We start from the raw sequence: 17,575 nt of genomic DNA, 5'->3' as shown, positions 1-17,575 counted from the left end.
CAGGGCGCCATCGATGTCGAAGCACGCGGCTAAGCCCTATCAGACTCGACCTGCTTTCACAAGGGAAGGCTGCCGCGTCGAAGCCCTTGACCTGTGTAGTGGGTTCCTTCGCATTGTGTCACGCCCTGCACAATACGGCAAGCCCCGGCGTTCCACAACTGCCGGGGCAGCGGAGCCGATGGTCGGACTCGAACCGACGACGACTCGCTTACAAGGCGAGTGCTCTACCAACTGAGCTACATCGGCCTCTTTTGTCTCCCTCTCTAGAGAGGCGCTCGCTCTGGCGGGCAGGCCAGGCTATCCGGTGGTCACTCTCTTTCTTTCTTTCTTTCTGTGTCACTACTATAGCATAACGGGGCTGAGATTGCAAGAGAGGGGGACAGGGGAACCGCTGGGTTGGCAGCAGCTCGACTAGATAGACGGTAGGAGGCCAGCAGTGAAGAGGACGACTCGGCAGGGAGCTGGTAGGGCGACAGGCTTGATGTGAAAGCAGCGCCTTGCCTCCTTTTGAGCTTCGTGTGATCGGGATTCAGCCCAGAGAACGTCTGCTCTCTGGTGAGAGGTGTCCAGAGGATAGGGTGCGCCTACCGATTAGGGATGAGGGCTTTACACAATCTTTACAGATCCGTCATACTTTTCTGAACTCTTCTCGGTATACTTAGACAGCGACCGGGTATCCTCCGGCAGGGATGGAGTCTGCCAGATCGCCTGCCACCGGTGGTTCTTGCATGGCGGCAGACCATCCCTCCCTGCTGCGGTCAAAAGACGTGCTTCCTCTGGATTGGGCAAACGGGCGATCGCGATCGGTCTGACTTTGCTCCAGGCTCCTGTCTTAGCTAGAGGGAAGGGCCTGTAGGCCAGCGCTGTTGGTGCAGCGGCTACAATGGGCGGGAGCAGCCAGGTCTGTGGGGGCAGATCGTCGTATCGTGACGCCGAGCCAGTGAGCCAACATCTCAAGCGAGCATAGGACCAATGAGACGTCGGGATGCTAAGGGTTAGCAAGAGGCCTGCGCGTGATCAGCGTGGTGGGGGCCTCAGCTTGGCCTTAGCTTAGTTGTGTTGTGGAGAGATGTCAGGGCTAAGTTATGAGATTGCTAGTCATTGAAGACGAGCCTGATATCGCGCACGCGCTCGCGAAGGGATTGCGTCAGCGTGGCTATGCTGTCGATGTTGCCTATGATGGGGAGCGCGGTTGCATGCTGGCCGAAGTCAATGACTATGATCTGGTGATCCTCGATCTCAATCTCCCTGGCCTCGATGGCCTAGAGGTCTGTCGTCGTCTCCGCACGCTTCGCCCTTCAATGCTTATCCTTATGTTAACTGCTCGCAGCAAGCCGGATGAGCGCGTCGCTGGTCTGGAACTGGGGGCTGACGATTATCTGGTGAAGCCCTTCTACTTCGCTGAGCTGGTGGCCCGCATTGGTGCCTTATTGCGGCGCGATCGGCGCGGACGTGAGCCGCTCCTCTGCTATGCCGATCTCAAGCTTGATCCAGTGGCGCGTGTGGTCTGGCGTGGCAATCAACGTCTCTCGCTGACGGGCAAGGAATTCGGCATCTTAGAGTATTTGATGCGCCATCAGGGCGAAGTTGTCAGTCAAGAGACCCTCCTTGAACACGTTTGGGACTCCCAAGCCAATCCTTTCACTAATACGGTGCGTGTGCATATTAATTCGTTGCGGCGCAAGCTAGGGGATCTAGCCGAGGCGCCGCGCTATATCGAAACCATCGTTGGACAAGGTTATCGTCTCGGTCCGCCCTCTGCTCCATCGGAGGAGAAAGCATGACCAGATGCTCTTTCCTGCTCCCGCGCCTGGACCTGCGTCGTCTGCGGCTCCGTCCGTCACGCAGACGCTTTTTACCGCTACGCCTGCGCATTGCCATCGGTTCCGCTGCCCTGGTCTTTGTGCTCAGTTTCTCGCTGCTCTTCTTTATTAACATGGCGGCGATTAACGGCTTTGCTCGTGTCATCCACAGCAGTGGACTCGATTGGCCGCGCACGACAGTTCTGCCGAATGGGCTGCGGCTCAGGAACAGTTTGCCTCCCTTGCCGGCGCCGTTGGCGGAGCGCCTGGCCGAGAGCTTTGCGCGTGGCCACTTGAATCCGATCGAACGAGCGCTTCTATTAGAGCTGCAGAGTATTTCTCTGATCGGTCTGGCCCTGGTCGCGGTGCTGGGTGGGCTAGGGGCTTACTGGTTGGCGGGTACCGCTCTGCGCCCGCTGCGTCAGGTCAGCAATGCGGCGCGGCGCATCAGTGTCGAGACGCTGGACACGCGTCTGGCGCTAACGGGACCACGAGATGAGATTAAGGAGCTGGCTGATGCTTTTGATGCCATGCTTGCACGCCTGGGTGAGACCTTTGCTCAACAAGGGCGCTTTGTGGCCAATGTCGCTCACGAGCTGCGCACACCCCTGGCGGCCATGCGTGCCAGTCTGGAAGTGGTAACGAGTGATCCTCAAGCAACGCTGGAGGATTACCAGGAGATGGCTGCTGCCCAGGAGCGGGCGCTCAGTCGTCTGGAATCGCTTGTCTCCAATATGCTGCTGCTCGTCAAAAGTGAGCAGCCGCTGCGTACAGCCAACGAAGTCAGTCTAGGCCCCCTGCTGGAGGAGGTCGTACAGGAGCTTCAGCCACTGGCCGAGGAGCATGGGGTCAGCCTGATCCTGGAGAATCTGCCCGATCTGGTCGTGTGGGGCGACGAACTACTGCTGGCGCGTGTCTTCTCCAATCTGATCGAAAATGCTATCTGCTACAATCGAGTGGGCGGTGAAGTGCGTATCCAGGGCCAGGAGGCTGAGGGACAGGCATGCCTGACGGTGGCCGATACAGGGATCGGTATCCCTCCCGAGGAGCAGGGGCGCATTTTCGACCGCTTCTATCGCGTCGACAGCTCGCGCTCACGTCACAGCGGTGGGGCTGGCCTAGGTCTCTCTATCGTGGCGGCAATTGTGCAGCAGCATCACGGACAAATCAGTCTCTGGAGTGAGCCGGGCCGTGGTAGCATCTTTACTGTCTCCCTGCCATTAGCTCAGAGCCTATCCTCCGACAGCGCTCCTGCTGCCCTACCTGCTCCTGCTGGGCATGCAGGCCTTGAAACGACCGCACTTGCCAGGACATAATTGGCTTTTTAAGGAGGAACATCCCCCTAAAATGGCCAACAAAACTGCCTCGGCCCTCCTCACGACCAGCCAGGATCTCACAGGCGAGTCATCTTAACAGAGATTTTATCCACCATTGGCTAGACTCCCTATGTGACGATGCCCATAGAGTGCTCAAGCGAAGGGAGTCACAGCACCATGATCACGGTTAGGCAACCGACGCGTCAGTTGCTGCGCTATGCGGCTGCTGGCTTGCTCTCGCTGGCGGCCCTCCTCTTACTGGCGGCCTGTGGGACCAACAGCGCCACTGGAGCGGGCGTCAGTGCCTCCGCCTCCGCGACTCCCACCTGCCCCCCTACTCCACGCTTTCAGAGCGTGAGTGGGACGGTGCAGAGCGTGGGTACTGGCTCCTTCACGGTGCTGGACCGGCAGGGGCAAAGCAAGCAGGTGGTCTATACCAGCAATACGCGCTTTACAAAGCAGGTGCAAGAGAAGGTCAGCGACCTCAAGGATGGGGAGCAGGTCACGGTCTTTGTAAGCCAAAACTCTGACGGCAGCTATTCGGCTGTCTCCATTGAGGCTGGTGGCGGCCAGATAGGCTTTGCGGGTAACAGCGCGGGCCAAAATAGCCAAGGCGGCCAGGGCACACGCCGGAGCTTCACTGGCAACCGTGGCAATCTCAACACGGCCTGTTTCCGGCGTCAGGGTCAGGGCAGCTTCGGCGCTAACAGCACAAGCGGCCAGAACTCGCGCGCAGTGCGCGGCAGCGTTACCCAGATTGTCGGCAACCAATTGACGGTGACCGATAGCAGCGGCAGCAACTTTGTGCTGACCTTGACCAGCTCCACACGCATTATCCAGACTGAAGCAGCCAGCGCGAGCGATCTCAAGAGCGGTGTAACGGTGCTGGTCATTGGCACGAACGGCAGCCAGGGTCAGCTGACCGCCTCCAGTGTCACGATTAATCCCCAAACACAGGGGAGGTAAGGAATGAAGGCAGGCTGAGGGCAGAAGCGCACGAAAAGCCTTCTTCTGAAAGGAGATGTAAGCATGTCCGATGTTGAGACGAATCTCCAGCCGTTACTGGAGGACGAAGGGAGTGAGATCGCTACAGAGGAAGCGGCGCATTTCGAAACCAAGCTTGCTCTACCAACACGCCGGCGTCGACGCCGAGGCTGGGTGATTGCTACCGTTGTGGTCGTGGTCCTGCTGCTAGCCACCGGTGGGGTCTTGGCCTACCTGCACATGAGCGCGCAGCAACAGCCACAGTATACGCTGGCGACAGTGACCACTGGCAACCTCTCGGTGACTGTCTCGGGCACCGGTCCAATTCAGCCGCGAGCCCAGTACAACCTGAATTTCCCCAGCTCGGTTGGTGGGCAGATCAGCGAAATCGATGTGCAAGTGGGCCAGCATGTGACGAAAGGCCAGGTCTTGGCGAAGGTCAATTCTCCTTCGCTGCAGGATGCTGTCACGCAGGCCCAGCAGGCGGTGAACAACGCGCAAACGGCCTACAACGATGCCGTCAACAGCGGGGCGTCGCAATCTCAGCTTGATCAGCTCAAGGGTCAGCTCCAGAGCGCTCAGGACCAGCTAGCGGCAGCTCAACATAATCTGGCTCAGACTGTGCTGACAGCTCCCTCTGATGGCACAATCGTTGCTATCAATGGGACCGTTGGCCAGACGCCTGGTTCGACTGGCTCTGGCTCTAGCTCCGGCTCCTCCGGAGGAAGCGGAAACAATGCCTTTATGGTGCTCGTCGATACCAGCTCTCTGACCATTGCTGCCGCTGTCAATGAGGCCGATATTGCCAATGTGCAGGTGGGTCAGCCGGCCTCCTTCACGGTGGCGGCTTATCCTAACCGCACCTTTCATGCGACCGTTTCCTCAGTCGATATTCTAGGTCAGAACTCTTCCAACGTGGTGAGCTATACCGTTGATCTGACGGTCGATCAGAACAGCCTCAACGGGGCTCACATTTATCCGGGCATGACCGCCACTGTCAATATCACGACCCAGCAGCGCATCGGGGTCTTACTGGTGCCAAACCAGGCGCTGACCTTTACCAATGAGGCGGTACAGGTCGGAGCTATCAGCCGGCAGACGCTGGCACAGGTCTATCGCAATGCCGGAGTCTCCTTCGGCCAGGGAAGTAATGCCAGCGGTGCCACCGGCGGCGCGGGTCAGAGCAGCTCTGGCGGCACTAGCAGCGGCAGCACGCGCGTGGTGTTAACGCTGCGCAATGGTCAGCTAACCCCAGTAGTGATTCAGACCGGCCTGACCAATGGCACCTATACCGAGGTGACCTCGGGCCTGCAGGACGGTGATCAGGTGGTGGTCAGCGCGACCGGCGGCGTCTTTTCTAACCTCTCGACAACGAGTACAGGCACTGGCGGCGGTGGCCTGGGCGGCGGCAACGGCTTCGGCGGTGGTGGCGCACGCTTCTTCGGCGGAGGAGGAGGTGGCCGCTAAAATGGAGCAGCGTGAGCAGTGGCAGGCTGATGGACATCGTGCCTATCCATTGGTGCGAGTCCGTCAGCTTGTCAAAAACTATTACCTCGGTCATACGGTAGTGCCGGCTCTACGGGGGGTTGATCTCGATGTCTGGCCAGGCGAGTTCGTCGCCCTGATGGGCCCCTCCGGTTCGGGCAAATCGACCTTTATGAATCTGCTTGGCTGCCTGGATCAGCCAACGGCGGGTCGTTACCTGCTAAATGGCGTGCCAGTTGATGAGCTTAGCCCCAATGAGCTGGCCGATGTGCGCAATCGCTCCATCGGCTTCGTTTTCCAGAATTTCAATCTGTTACCCTGGATGACGGCCCTGGAAAATGTCGAGCTGCCGCTGACCTATATGCAGATGTCCGCTGAGGAGCGTGCGCGGCGGGCAGAGATTGCACTGACGCTGGTGGGGCTACGCACTCGTGCTCATCATCGTCCGACAGAGCTATCGGGTGGTCAACAGCAGCGCGTCGCCATTGCGCGCGCCCTGGTAACGTCGCCGACTCTGCTCCTGGCCGATGAGCCGACAGGAAACCTGGATAGCCAGACCAGCATTCAGATCATGGGCATCTTGCAGGAGTTAAATCGCCGTGGCCTGACGATTATCCTGGTGACGCATGAGGCTGATATTGCTGCCTATTGTCGTCGTCAGGTCCGTTTCCGCGACGGGCGCGTCGTCGGCGATGCCCTCAATCCGGAGCCGCTGGAGGCCCGCTGGCAGTTGACTCATGATCATGATCAGGAACAGGAGGGAAGGAAGGTGACCTCATGAGTTTTCTGAGGCCCGAGACCGGTGCACAACATGCGACCGTGCCGCAGCCGGCACCGCTGGAGCGCAGCGCTTTCCTGCCTCCCGTTCATGACTATCGGCGTGCTCGCGGCTTCTCTGCCGTCTACCAGGGGACGCGCAGCGCCTTACGTGCTTTGCGCGCGAATGCCTTGCGCTCCCTGTTGACCTCGTTGGGGATCATTATCGGCGTCGGCGCCGTGATCATGATGATCTCGATCAGTGAGGGGAATGCCGCGGCCATCAATCAGCGGCTCTCGGCCCTCAATCCGACTCAGTTGACGGTCTTCCCAGGCAGCGTACGCGGCACCGGCGGCGTCAGCGCTGGCCTCGGCTCGGCCCAGTCGTTGACGCTGGACGATGCCAATGCTATTGCTCAGCTCCCTCATGTGACCGCTGTCAGCCCCTTGATTAATAGCCAGGGGCAGCTTGTCGCCGGTGATCAGAACTGGTCAACCTCCGTCGTCGGGGTGGCTCCCCCCTATCAACAAATCGGCGGCTGGCAGCTTCAGGATGGCAGCTTTATCTCTCAAGATGATGAGGATAGCGGCCATACTGTAGCGGTGCTTGGGCAGACGGTAGTCGACAACCTCTTTGGCCCGGGAGCCGATCCAGTGGGCCAGAGTGTACGCATTAATGGCGTGCCGTTCACAGTGATCGGTGTGCTGGCTCCCAAGGGGACCAACGGCGGGCGCAATGCTGATGACGTGGTCTATGTGCCTTATACGACGGCCCGGCAGCGTCTGAGCGGCGGGCGCTCCCTCGGTCAGATTGTGCTGACCGCCGATAGCACCTCCGATGTGGGTCTGGTGCAGAATGAGGTCGAGCAGTTGCTAGAGCAGCGGCATAACATTTCTAACCCGCAGCTCGATGACTTCCAGATCTCCAATCAGCTCCAGGTTCTGCAGTCGGTACAGGGTACCAATCAGGCCCTGACCATCCTACTAGTCAGCGTGGCGTCGGTCTCGCTGGTGGTCGGCGGTATCGGCATTATGAATATTATGCTGGTCTCCGTAACCGAGCGCACGCGTGAGATCGGTATACGTATCGCAATTGGAGCGCGTCCACGCGACGTGATGACGCAGTTCCTGATCGAGGCCCTGGTGTTGAGTGTGCTGGGCGGAGTAATCGGCATCATTCTAGGTCCCGTGGGGGCCCTGGTGCTGACGCATTTTACTAATACGCCCTTTGTGCTTGATCCGCTCTCGGTGTTGCTGGCCTTCGGCGTCTCTGCCTTGGTCGGTATCATCTTCGGCTTCTATCCTGCGCAGCGGGCGGCGCGCCTTGATCCAATTATTGCGCTACGCACCGAGTGAGGCCTAGCAGGTGAGGAGAGTAAGCCAACTACTGAGCCTGCGGCGTCTGCAGGAAGGAGTCTGCAGCCCCTTCGTGAATACCCTCACCGACACCCACTGAAGAGGGGTGGGCCTGGCGGGATGCTCTGGCACCCTGTCAGGCTCGCCTCCCTCTTGCCAGCTTGAATGGCAAGCTCAGCGACTGGCCCGCTTATCAAGGCGGGTCTCTGCGCTCTCTGCTCATTGTTCTCCTCTTTTCCTTCTGCCCCCGCGCCACTTTTTCAATGACGACCTGTCGATCATAGTTCGTGGTGATCTATATTCCCTGCATATTTTGCCATTGATTGCTATGCGTAAAGGCATAAATTTCCTGGACCGGGCTATACTCAACATAGCTGCTATTCTTTAACCTGACCTTTGCGCCCGCTTAAACAAAGCGTGATACACTCCCTCATGGAGCTGCAAGGAAGACAGCCATTACCAGGCACATGGCGCCTGGCGGTTGTCGGACGCGAGAAACACTAAGCGAAAGCGGACCGATTTCCAGGCAAGACCGGGTTCTCTAGTCCAATGACCTCACGAAAAGGGAGGAGCAGACGATGAAGCGCGTCTTCAAAGTCGGCCTGGCCATGTTGCTGATGGTTCTTCTCCTGGGCACGGTGACCGTGGCTGCTGCGCCACGCCAGCCTCAGACAGGAGCGACGGGAGCGCGGCGCTCGACAGTCACGCCTATTCAGCATCTCGTGGTCATCTTTGACGAGAATGTCTCGTTCGATCATTATTTTGCGACCTATCCAGTTGCCCTCAATCCTCCTGGGGAACCTGCTTTCCATGCCCGACCGGGCACGCCCACGGTGAACGGTCTGACGCCGAGCCTGTTAAGCCATAACCCAAATAGTGCCAATCCGAAGCGGCTCGATCGCTCTCAGGCCCTGACCTGCGATCAGGATCATGACTATGATGATGAGCAAAAAGCCTTTGATCACGGTCTGATGGATCGCTTTGTGCAGTCGGTAGCTGGCTCAAGCTGCTCTGATAAGTCGATCGTGCTGGACTACTACGACGGCAACACCGTCACCGCTCTCTGGAACTACGCCCAGCACTTCGCCATGAGCGATAACTCCTTTGGTACGACCTTTGGTCCTTCGACGCCGGGTGCGATCAATCTGGTCTCAGGGCAGACACATGGAGCTACGCCGGCCAACGTGCCCGGGCTGATCAGTAACGGTACCCTGATCGGCGATGCTCGTCCGGCCTTCGATGATTGCTCGGTCGGCACAACGGCTGCGCTGAGTGGCAAGAATATCGGGGATCTGCTCAATGCCAAAGGCATCACCTGGGGCTGGTTCCAGGGTGGTTTCCGTCCGACAGCGGTCAGTAACGGCAAGGCGGTCTGTGGCGCCGCCCACAAGAACATTGGGGGAGCCACGGTCACTGACTATATCCCTCATCATGAGCCGTTCCAGTACTATCAGTCGACGGCCAACCCGCATCACTTGCCGCCATCCTCGGTGCGGATGATTGGGCGCACCGACCAGGCCAACCATCAGTACGATCTCAGCGATTTCTGGGCTGCTCTGCAGGCTGGTAATCTGCCAGCAGTCAGCTTCCTGAAGCCTGCCGCCTATCAGGATGGTCACGCTGGCTACTCTGATCCACTCGACGAACAACATTTCCTGGTCGACACGATTAATCGTCTGGAGCGCTCCCCGTATTGGGAGAGCATGGCTATCATCATCGCCTACGACGATTCAGATGGCTGGTACGACCATGTAATGGGGCCAATTGTGATGCGCTCCGCTGATCCGACCTATGATGCTCTCACGGGACCGGGACAGTGCGGCACACCGGAGCCGGGGGCCTACTCAGGGCGCTGCGGCTATGGGCCTCGCCTCCCCTTGCTCGTGATCTCACCTTTTGCGCGCGTGAACTTCGTCGATCACACGGTGACCGATCAGACCTCGATCCTGCGCTTTATCGAGGATAACTGGCAGCTTGGTCGCATTGGTGATCAGTCCTTTGACGAGCTGGCCGGGCCTTTGACGCAGATGTTTAACTTCTCCGGCCCGCGTGCACCGCGTCTCTTCCTCGATCCCGAGAGCGGCACACCGCTCTGATCAGCGGCGTGGGATGGCCTTCCCCGCTCTGCCAGAGCGACTGGCCGTCTCGTCTCAGCTTCCCTTCCTGCGTCACGGTTATGGCTGCTTGACTTGGCAGCGAGGGGCCTGCGCATAGCGGTCAAGGTGTGCAGGCCCCTCTTTCCATGGCCAGATATCGAGGAAAGCCGGTATCGGGGCTGTGGCCTCTCCAGGCTCGCCCGCTGTGCGTCAGCTAGGAGGCAGCTTGACGGCTGGCCGCCAGGGCCTGGAGAGCGGCGGTGAAGCATTCCATTGGCGGGTAAACGATACCTGCCCCCACCTGGCCGATTCCCGGCAGGCGGTGAGCGATGCCAGTATTGATGACCGGGGGCGAGTTGAGGCGACAGACCTGGCGGATGTCGATGCCGGTCGGAGTCCCCTGGAAATTGAGGGCGGGCAGGCTGAACTGCGGGTTCGTCGTCACTGTCAGGGCATACATTTCATGGGTATAGCGCAGGGCGTCGGCGGGCGAGCCTCCAATGAACTGGACGATCGCCGGGGCGCCGGCCATGGCGAAAGCTCCCAAACCGGCGGTCTCCGTAATAGCGCTGTCCCCGATATCGGGATTGGCGTCCTCAGGGCCGAAGCCGGCGAAATAGAGGCCCTGGATCGGCTGGGCCGGCCCCACAAACCAGCGCTCACCCAGTCCGCTCACGCGGATACCAAAGTCAACCCCGTTGCGAGCCATTGTGACCACTACACTGCTGTTCGGCACGTTCGCCCCCGCCAGCGTCATAGCCTTGGCCGCGGCCATAGAAGGATTGAGATGAAAGTGATCATTAGAGGCGATGAAGCGCAGCACGCTGGCTGTTTCAGCGCTGGAGGTTCCCGTCTCGACCAGGGCCGGAGCCAGTTGGCGCAGAAATAGCGAGGTGGCCGCCTTGTTGCGGTTGTGGCCCTCGTCGCCCATGTGCAGGGCCTGAGCCAGCAGAGAGCGCAGGTCAAGGCCGCCCACATGGCGCAAGGCCCGGCTCAGTGCTGGCCCAAGCACCTCTTGCATCCACCGCAGCCGCTCGATGACCTCGGGGGCGTAGGCTCCATAGCGCAATACTTTGCCCAGTCCCTCATTCAGAGGGGCGAATGTGCGATGACCATGTACCCGATCCTCCACGACGAGCAAGGGCATCGAGGGGGAGATGATGCCGGCCATAGGCCCGACGGCGTTGTAGTGGTGACAAGGGGCGAAGGCGAGCGCCCCCGTCTCGGCCAGATGGATAGCCTCCTCCTCAGTGCGGGCCCAGCCCTCGTAGAGGCAAGCCCCAATAATGGCGCCGCGCATGGGGCCACACATACGCTCCCAGCTAATCGGTGGGCCAGCGTGAAGTAGCGCATAGCCACCAGCGGTCTCGCGGAAAAAGGGAATCACGGTGTGTGCTGGCTGCACATCGATCAGGACCGGCTCGGCGGCCAACATCCGCCCCACAGCGATCTTGTTGGCTCGATCGATCTCTGGATCAGCCAGCAATCTGGCTAAGTGAGTGGGATCGCCGGCGGGTGGGCGCCAGGCCACGCTTGTTACGGCGACACCCTGGGTGCGCAGAGCCTCGGCGAAAAGTTCGGCGCCTACGTTGATGGCGGCGAGTGCAGGCGAGCGAAGCTGCTCTGGCATGCTAGAAGAGACCACCGTTTTCCTCCTGCTCATAGAGTAACTGGACGCAATGCAGGGCGGCCTCAGCGTTGCTCATCAGAACCGTGGCACCAGCTTCTTGCAGACGCTGCGTCTGCACTGAGAGACGCTGCGGATCGCCCTCCGTTCCACACAGCGAGACCACGATCGCCGGACGAGGGCCGCGGCGGCGCAGCTCTGCAATGAGCGGGGCATAGACGGCCGCCGGATCGGGATGGGCGCAATAGCCAAGCACGATGTCAAGCAGAATCACAGCGACACGTGGATGGCTGGCAACTGTCTGGAGCGCCTGCAAACGTAGCGAGGGATCAATCAAAGGGTGGGGGCGCCCACGGGTGTATTCGTCAGCTCCAAAATCGATAGCACAGTGCCCGGGAAGGGCTGTCAGGCTGCTCTCTCGCAGACGCCAGGCAGGCTCTAAGGGAATATTGGAGTAGATTGGTCCCAGCAGAGCACTCCAGAGCTGCATGGCTTCGTCGCAGAGAGTACCGCCGGCAAAGAGGCCGACCAGATACCCTTTGGCTGCCGAGACAGCACAGGTTTGCCTGAGCCGTTCAAGGCGCGCCGTGATGGCGCTGGCGGGTGTGGTGGCCACCTGGTAGGAGGCGGGTGTGGCGGCTAGCTGAACGGCCAGCGTGGCCGCATCCGTCAAGGTGCGTGCCACCAGGATACGACCACCGTAGCGCTGCTCCAGGGTCTCGTGATCAGCGCCCAGAAAACAGGCCACGACGGCCTTGGAGCCGCTGGCAGCCGCTGCCATGACGCGCTCCGCTACCTCCGGTGCGGGCGGTTTGGAAACCAAGACAATCACGCGTGTGGTCTCGTCCTCTAGCAGTAGACGGATGCCTGCTAGCGTTGTAATGGCCCCAACCTCGCGGCTCAGATCGCGCCCGCCGCAGCCAATGACCTGAGAGACGCCACTGCCCTGCTGGGCGATCAGCGACATCACCTGCTGAATGCCAGTGCCCGAGGCGCCGACAATGCCGATCGGGCCGCGTGGCACGACATTGACGAAGCCCAGGCCCACGCCATTGAGCAGGGCGGTGCCACAGTCAGGCCCCATGAGCAGGAGGCCTCGCTCCTGGGCCAGCTTCTTCAAGGTAATTTCTTGCTGGAGAGGGACATTGTCGCTGAACAGAAAGACATGAAGACCAGCGCGCAGGGCCTGCTCAGTCTCCAGGGCGGCATAGGGACCAGGCACTGAAATCACTGCCAGGCGGGCCTGGGGCTGATGCCTGACGGCCTCCTCGAGAGAACGTGGAGGATAATCAGCTACAGCGGAGAGCGGCAGAGCGGTGTTCGGCTGGCGAGCGGTCAGCAGCTCCTCTGCAGTTTGCAGCGCCCGCTCTGCGGCCTCCGGCGTTGTAGCTTTGACCACCAGTAGCAGGTCTTCGGGACCTGCTGAGACAGTACCAGGGTCAAGACCAGCCTCTGCAAGAAGCTGACGGTTGGCGTCGGTCGCCATCAGTGCGGCCGCGTTCTCGACACCAGGTAGCTCCTTGAGGGCTGTCGCGATCTGCATCAGGGTGATCGAATCAAGGTAGGTACGTCGCCTGACCTGCGCTTGAATCGCCATATCCTTTTCTCCTGCTGGGCCAGGCTGTCCAGCTCAGTCTGAGGCACCAGGCCAGGCGCCTGCGCTGGCAAGGACAGCCACACTTGACTTGGCTTAATGAGAATGACGCCTTGAGCTGGGTGAGCAATGATGGATGCGTGGCTTGCATGCCAGGCTGGCTGCTGCCGCTCGTCTCGGCAGCGAGAGCCTGCGGCCAGCAAAAAAGCGAAGCCGGACCGGATGCGGAAAAAACCAGCACCACCGTGCTGCCGCATCCGGCCCGGGTGGGTACTGCATCACATCAGGATACCGCAGGGGAGACGCCTGAAGAACACAATGACCGCGGTGGGACTCGAACCCACGACCTTACGCTTAAAAGGCGCCTGCTCTACCGCTGAGCTACGCGGTCAGAGCGGGGAGGATTACCGCTAAAGGGGGAAGCTAGAGTTATGTATTCCTCCCTGGCTCATGGCTAATGATATCATACCTGTCAAGAAGAGGAGCCTGACAGCCGGATTGCTGTCTGTGGGCCAAGGGGGCTAGCTACCCGGCTTCGCAAAGGGTGACGCCAACAGCCTTAGTGGCGGCGTGTATAATGAAGGGGAGAAGGAGAGGAGGAGAGAGCGCCGGCCTGCTCTGAACGTGGGTTGCCTGTAAGAGCGCTGGCTCGCGACCTTGTCTTGCCGGCAGTGGCGTGATACACTTACCGAGTAAGCGCCAGGAGGAAAGGCAAAGGCTTCGGTCCTGCTCGGAAAGAGTAAAGGCGCCCTCTTGACAATGACCGGGTTTATGTATATCCTCATGTCGGCCTCGGGCCACCGTTACCCGCTGGCGATAGACCTCAGCTCAGTAACGGGGCTGGCAGTGCTGCATGAGCCAGCTAGGCGACATCCAGCGGTAACTGGCACTGGCGCTCTGGCAAAAGCGGGCAACGGCGGAATAAGCCGGTGAGGCAGATGAGGCTGAATGGCGAGGGTCAGAGCAGTAAGCAGGGCCGTGTTGGAAGTACTCTCCTCGGGGGCCGGGCAGAAGAGCCGGCGAACTGCCTGGCAGAAATACAGCCGTGAACCACGGTTGACCTTTTCCTCGTTAAAAATCACATTGTTCGGTCGGAAAGCGTACTGGAAGGACGGCCAGGCGGCGATTAACAGGAGGCGGCGTCTATCCCCGTTCCCGGCCTGGCCATAGGCGGGGAGCTGCGCCGAAAGAACGTGACTAAGCACATACTCGTTGTCGACGACAAAAACGAGCTGCTGCATCTAATGCGGCGGGTCCTGGAGGACGAAGAATACCAGGTCTCTATTTTACAGCATGGGCGTGAGACGCTGGCGCGCGTCAAGCGCGATTTGCCCGACCTGCTGATTCTTGACCTGCGTTTGGGTGACGTCTCTGGCCAGGAGATTCTCAAGCAGTTACGGGCCGATCCTCTCACGCGGGAGGTTCCGGTGATCGTCTATACCGCCGCTGTGCTGGAGGCGGAGCAGGTAAGTAAGCTGGTGGCAGAGCAACCAAGTTACTACCAGGGGGTGCATGTGGTGCAGAAGCCGTTTGAGCTGACCAACCTGCTGGCCCTGGTCCAGCAGGTCCTCAATGAGCCTGCGCATTGAGCGTGCCAGGCCTCCTTTGCTGGGAGATCAGTCGCTGACTGACGCTCGACGCCGGTCCTTTCCCCTCCTGTCGTGGTACTGGTTGTCCACACCAGAGTCTGACAGGCATATCCGCGCGTACTATATTCAGGAGTCGAAACACTCCTCTGCAGCGGCGAGCTGGCGTCAGGAGAGGTAGTTATTCCTTCGTTTCCCGCTGTTTCGTTGACCGGTCGCTTATATGGTTACGTCTACCTCTCCTTGGCTCTTCCTTTGTCCGCTCACGTCTGCTTGAGAAAAGCGATAGCGAGCAATAAGTGAGAGAGCTTTCTACAGAAAGAGAGGATGGAAGATACCCATGAAGTTTGTTGCCGGCTTACTGGTAGGTTTCGGGCTGGGCTTTGCCGCCGGCCTGTTGTTTGCGCCGCAGTCGGGTGAGGCCACACGGGCGCAGCTCACAGAGCAGGGGCTGCTGCTGCGTGATCGCTCGCTTGGACTGGGCCAGGAGCTGCGCCAGCGCGCTAACGAGGCCCTGGCTCAGGGACGGGAGATCTACGAGCGCACCAAAGAGGAACTCAGCGAGCGCTATAGCAAGGCCAAGAGCGGCCAGCTCTAGGGTTGGTAGTGAGCGCTCTCAGGCTTTGGGTAGGAGAGCTGGCAGTGTGTGAGTCTGGGGTCTGATGCTGAGCTGAAGGCTCAAGCAAACAGGAGTGATTAACAGCAGAGGGAGAAGGCAGGCGCCGCCCCGATCAGGATCAGTGGCTGAGGCGGCTGACCTGCCTTCTCTCTTGGCTGGTTAAGGCGCTCAAGCGAGAGCTGGCTTGAGAAACTGCCTGGGCTGCGCTTCCTTGGCGGGCTATGCAGGCGCGCATCAGGGAGAGCTTGGACGGTCGTATTGGCGAAGCAAGCGATCGACCAGGTTGCCGATTTCATGCCAGATATGGTGTTGGTAATCGAGCATGCGCGCCTGGGTCAAGTCAAATTCGCGGTTACTGGGATCGCGCTGGGCGTGCTCTTCAAATTGGCGCGCCAGTGTCAAGGAGCGCTCGCCGCGGCTGTGCAGGTAGCGCGACAGCTCATAGAGATCCTTGATCAGGGCCTTCAGTTGTTCCTCGCTCGTGGTCATAGGTGTTTGTATCCTTCTTCTCAGAGGCGCGCGCTTGAGCTGACCCCTCGCCTTTGGAACGAGCAGGTGGCTCAAGGCGCAGAGCATCCGCGAAGCGATTGAAGCAGTTGAAGAGGCCGATCACCATAGCCAGTTCGACGATCTCGCCGTCGTCAAAGTGGGCCTGCAGCTCGTCCCATAGCTCTTCATCGATGTCGCGGGCCGCGGTCGTCATGATCTCGGCGAAGCGCAAAGCGACCTGCTCACGCGCCGTGAAGAGATGGCGGTGAGTATCGATGTGATAGAGCGCATCGAGTAACTCCTCGCTGACGCCTAGCTGCCCTGCCAGGGCAGTATGGGCGGCCATTCAATAATGGCAATAGTTGACCTGAGAGACGCGGATCGCCAGTAGCTCTTTCAAGCGCGGCTCGACGCTGCCGCTACGCATGACTGTTTGCAGTAGCTGCATGGTCTGGCGCGCTATCTCGGGCCGGTGAGCCATGACGCGGAATAGGTCGCGCATGGTGGCGAAGGCCTGGCTAGCGTCGTTCTCCCTGTCCTCGGGCCAGAACTGGCTGTCTTCAACCGGCGGGATACGTGACATAAGATGTTCGTAGAGAGTACGAGCCAATCTGCTCTCGTGCTTTGTGAACATTCTAGCGAAAGCCAGGTCCTGGCTGCAAGCACCCCGCGCGATCGACAGCATGGGTGGACCTGGCTGGCTTGCCCTTAGAAATAACCCTGATCAAGGACCGTGGCCTCATCCAGTGTCTCTTGAGAGAGAAATTGATCTATATAGTTGATAAATAGCTGAAAGACCTCTTCACGGTAGGGATGGCTTTGCAAGAAAGCGAGGTAGGTTCCCTTGAGACTTTGCCGTCCCTGGTAGGTGCTGAATTTCTCGCGTGTGACCGCACTGATTCTTTTGGCTTTGCGCAGGATCAGGACTTTATCAATAGGAGTCGTACCCGTGTTAATAGGTTTCATATCCAGCCACTCACAAAGGAGAAGGTATCTTGCCAGGGGCAGCGCTGATTTCAAATCCCGCGCTGTAGCGCATGCTTCTTGAAACATGGTTTTGTCCAGATTGGTTTTACATTCTGCTGCTATGTAGGCTAAATTGGTCTTCAGCTGCAGCGCTTCCTCGAAGGTGGGTGAGTGAGAGGCACGGATATAGAGAGGTAAACTGAGGGCAAAGTCCTGAGCTTTCTGACGAAGGGAGAGGCCACCTGCTGGCTCTCTCCTGGTAAGGCTGGAGTCAAACCAGATCGCCGCAAAGCTTTCTACAGGCCCAAGGCGAATGCCTGCGGGAAGCTTGTGCCCAAGCAATGCCTGTACCAGGCGAGGGAGAAACTCTTCAATGATTGAGTTGTCTAGCTTGGTTTGGCCTTTCTGACGATAGAGCCAGTCGTGAGGACTGTCAAAGATCAAGTTGATATCCAGGCGCAGTCTATATTCATTCAACTCGTTTACCATGAAGTGAAGAAGCTTTTGGGGCTTATCTCTATGCTGGATCGCAATTGATTCCAGATTGGAGATCCAGATGTGGTAGTCTTGCAGAGCTTTCTCAACCAGTGGCTTATCATCATGAGGTAGCTTTTCATTAAGCAGTGTCGCTGTCAGCTTATCAAGATGAGGGGTGGGAAATTTCACAGCAACCCTCCGATGGCATGCTCTGGATCGAAAAGAGGCGATGGATCAACGCTGCGGGCTTTGCTGATGGCTTCCAGGATCTCTTGGTTCGTGGGTGCATCTGCATGGTTTTGCTGGAAGGAATCTTTTAGGAGGCAAAGAGCTAAAGAGCGGGCAAGTTCATCGTTGAAGGCAGGGGGAACAGAGGTCGGTGTCAGATGAAGCACATCCTCGTAGATCACCTCCCCGAACTT

General features: G+C 59.2%; 16 protein-coding genes, 2 tRNA genes and 1 pseudogene. 9 read left to right on the top strand and 10 right to left on the bottom strand.

From position 1 onward, the window contains the following. Positions 1-173: 173 nt before the first annotated feature. A tRNA-Thr gene (locus IRZ24_RS02095) sits at positions 174-246 on the bottom strand. A gap of 839 nt (positions 247-1,085) precedes the next feature. On the opposite strand from IRZ24_RS02095, the gene IRZ24_RS02090 reads away from it, so the two are divergent. The 7 genes from IRZ24_RS02090 to IRZ24_RS02060 all read left to right on the top strand — a co-directional run bounded on the left by IRZ24_RS02090 (position 1,086) and on the right by IRZ24_RS02060 (position 9,795). Continuing rightward, a complete protein-coding gene (locus IRZ24_RS02090; protein WP_297160105.1) occupies positions 1,086-1,784 on the top strand; it encodes a response regulator transcription factor in 699 nt (232 codons plus the stop codon). Then, positions 1,781-3,118, top strand: coding sequence for an ATP-binding protein (locus IRZ24_RS02085; RefSeq protein ID WP_297160103.1), 1,338 nt, complete (start codon positions 1,781-1,783; stop codon positions 3,116-3,118). The genes IRZ24_RS02090 and IRZ24_RS02085 overlap by 4 nt, the downstream gene beginning before the upstream one ends. A gap of 177 nt (positions 3,119-3,295) precedes the next feature. Further along, the gene (locus IRZ24_RS02080; RefSeq protein ID WP_297160102.1) at positions 3,296-4,084 is read left to right on the top strand and encodes a DUF5666 domain-containing protein; all 789 of its coding nucleotides are present in this window, start codon (positions 3,296-3,298) and stop codon (positions 4,082-4,084) included. 63 nt (positions 4,085-4,147) lie between these two features. After that, positions 4,148-5,569, top strand: a complete 1,422-nt coding sequence (locus tag IRZ24_RS02075; protein ID WP_297160100.1) for an efflux RND transporter periplasmic adaptor subunit — start codon at positions 4,148-4,150, stop codon at positions 5,567-5,569. A 1-nt stretch (position 5,570) separates the two neighbouring features. After that, a complete protein-coding gene (locus IRZ24_RS02070) occupies positions 5,571-6,368 on the top strand; it encodes an ABC transporter ATP-binding protein (RefSeq protein ID WP_297160098.1) in 798 nt (265 codons plus the stop codon). After that, complete coding sequence (locus IRZ24_RS02065) at positions 6,365-7,699, top strand: ABC transporter permease (protein ID WP_297160096.1); 1,335 nt, start codon at positions 6,365-6,367, stop codon at positions 7,697-7,699. The genes IRZ24_RS02070 and IRZ24_RS02065 overlap by 4 nt, the downstream gene beginning before the upstream one ends. A gap of 578 nt (positions 7,700-8,277) precedes the next feature. Then, the gene (locus tag IRZ24_RS02060) at positions 8,278-9,795 is read left to right on the top strand and encodes an alkaline phosphatase family protein (RefSeq protein WP_297160094.1); all 1,518 of its coding nucleotides are present in this window, start codon (positions 8,278-8,280) and stop codon (positions 9,793-9,795) included. Positions 9,796-10,009: 214 nt separating this feature from the next. On the opposite strand, the gene IRZ24_RS02055 is transcribed toward IRZ24_RS02060, so the two are convergent. The 4 genes from IRZ24_RS02055 to IRZ24_RS02040 form a co-directional block, all read right to left on the bottom strand. Beyond that, on the bottom strand, positions 10,010-11,440 hold the full coding sequence (locus IRZ24_RS02055; RefSeq protein WP_297160092.1) for a DUF1116 domain-containing protein: 1,431 nt from the start codon (positions 11,438-11,440) through the stop codon (positions 10,010-10,012). Further along, positions 11,427-13,019: an acyl-CoA synthetase FdrA gene (gene fdrA / locus IRZ24_RS02050; protein ID WP_297160090.1), complete on the bottom strand. Its 1,593-nt coding sequence runs from the start codon at positions 13,017-13,019 to the stop codon at positions 11,427-11,429. Before fdrA ends, IRZ24_RS02055 begins: the two co-directional genes overlap by 14 nt. Before the next feature lie 316 nt (positions 13,020-13,335). Next, positions 13,336-13,407 (bottom strand) — tRNA-Lys (locus tag IRZ24_RS02045). Positions 13,408-13,819: 412 nt separating this feature from the next. Beyond that, complete coding sequence (locus IRZ24_RS02040; RefSeq protein WP_297160089.1) at positions 13,820-14,257, bottom strand: hypothetical protein; 438 nt, start codon at positions 14,255-14,257, stop codon at positions 13,820-13,822. 3 nt (positions 14,258-14,260) lie between these two features. Between IRZ24_RS02040 and IRZ24_RS02035 the strand changes: the two genes are divergently transcribed. Both IRZ24_RS02035 and IRZ24_RS02030 read left to right on the top strand, forming a co-directional pair. Next, complete coding sequence (locus tag IRZ24_RS02035; protein WP_297160087.1) at positions 14,261-14,605, top strand: response regulator; 345 nt, start codon at positions 14,261-14,263, stop codon at positions 14,603-14,605. Between the two features lie 337 nt (positions 14,606-14,942). Then, positions 14,943-15,200 carry a YtxH domain-containing protein gene (locus tag IRZ24_RS02030; RefSeq protein ID WP_297160085.1) on the top strand — a complete coding sequence of 86 codons (258 nt, stop codon included), beginning with the start codon at positions 14,943-14,945 and terminating at the stop codon, positions 15,198-15,200. Between the two features lie 255 nt (positions 15,201-15,455). Here the strand turns inward: IRZ24_RS02030 and IRZ24_RS02025 are convergent, their stop codons facing one another. The 5 genes and pseudogenes from IRZ24_RS02025 to IRZ24_RS02005 form a co-directional block, all read right to left on the bottom strand. Continuing rightward, positions 15,456-15,710: a hypothetical protein gene (locus IRZ24_RS02025; protein ID WP_297160083.1), complete on the bottom strand. Its 255-nt coding sequence runs from the start codon at positions 15,708-15,710 to the stop codon at positions 15,456-15,458. Next, on the bottom strand, positions 15,661-16,056 hold the full coding sequence (locus IRZ24_RS02020; RefSeq protein WP_297160081.1) for a carboxymuconolactone decarboxylase family protein: 396 nt from the start codon (positions 16,054-16,056) through the stop codon (positions 15,661-15,663). Before IRZ24_RS02020 ends, IRZ24_RS02025 begins: the two co-directional genes overlap by 50 nt. Then, entirely contained in the window at positions 16,057-16,293 is a 237-nt protein-coding gene (locus IRZ24_RS02015; RefSeq protein WP_297160079.1) for a carboxymuconolactone decarboxylase family protein, read from the bottom strand. It lies immediately after the preceding gene. Between the two features lie 125 nt (positions 16,294-16,418). After that, a complete protein-coding gene (locus IRZ24_RS02010) occupies positions 16,419-17,342 on the bottom strand; it encodes a Bpu10I family restriction endonuclease (RefSeq protein ID WP_297160077.1) in 924 nt (307 codons plus the stop codon). Next, positions 17,339-17,575: pseudogene (locus IRZ24_RS02005) on the bottom strand (hypothetical protein); the annotation flags it as partial. The gene IRZ24_RS02010 and the pseudogene IRZ24_RS02005, both read right to left, overlap by 4 nt.

This window comes from Thermogemmatispora sp., assembly GCF_019683755.1.
Taxonomy (GTDB): Bacteria; Chloroflexota; Ktedonobacteria; order Ktedonobacterales; family Ktedonobacteraceae; genus Thermogemmatispora.
Note: the sequence above shows the minus strand (reverse complement) of the source record. Positions and strands in the feature narration are given on the sequence as shown.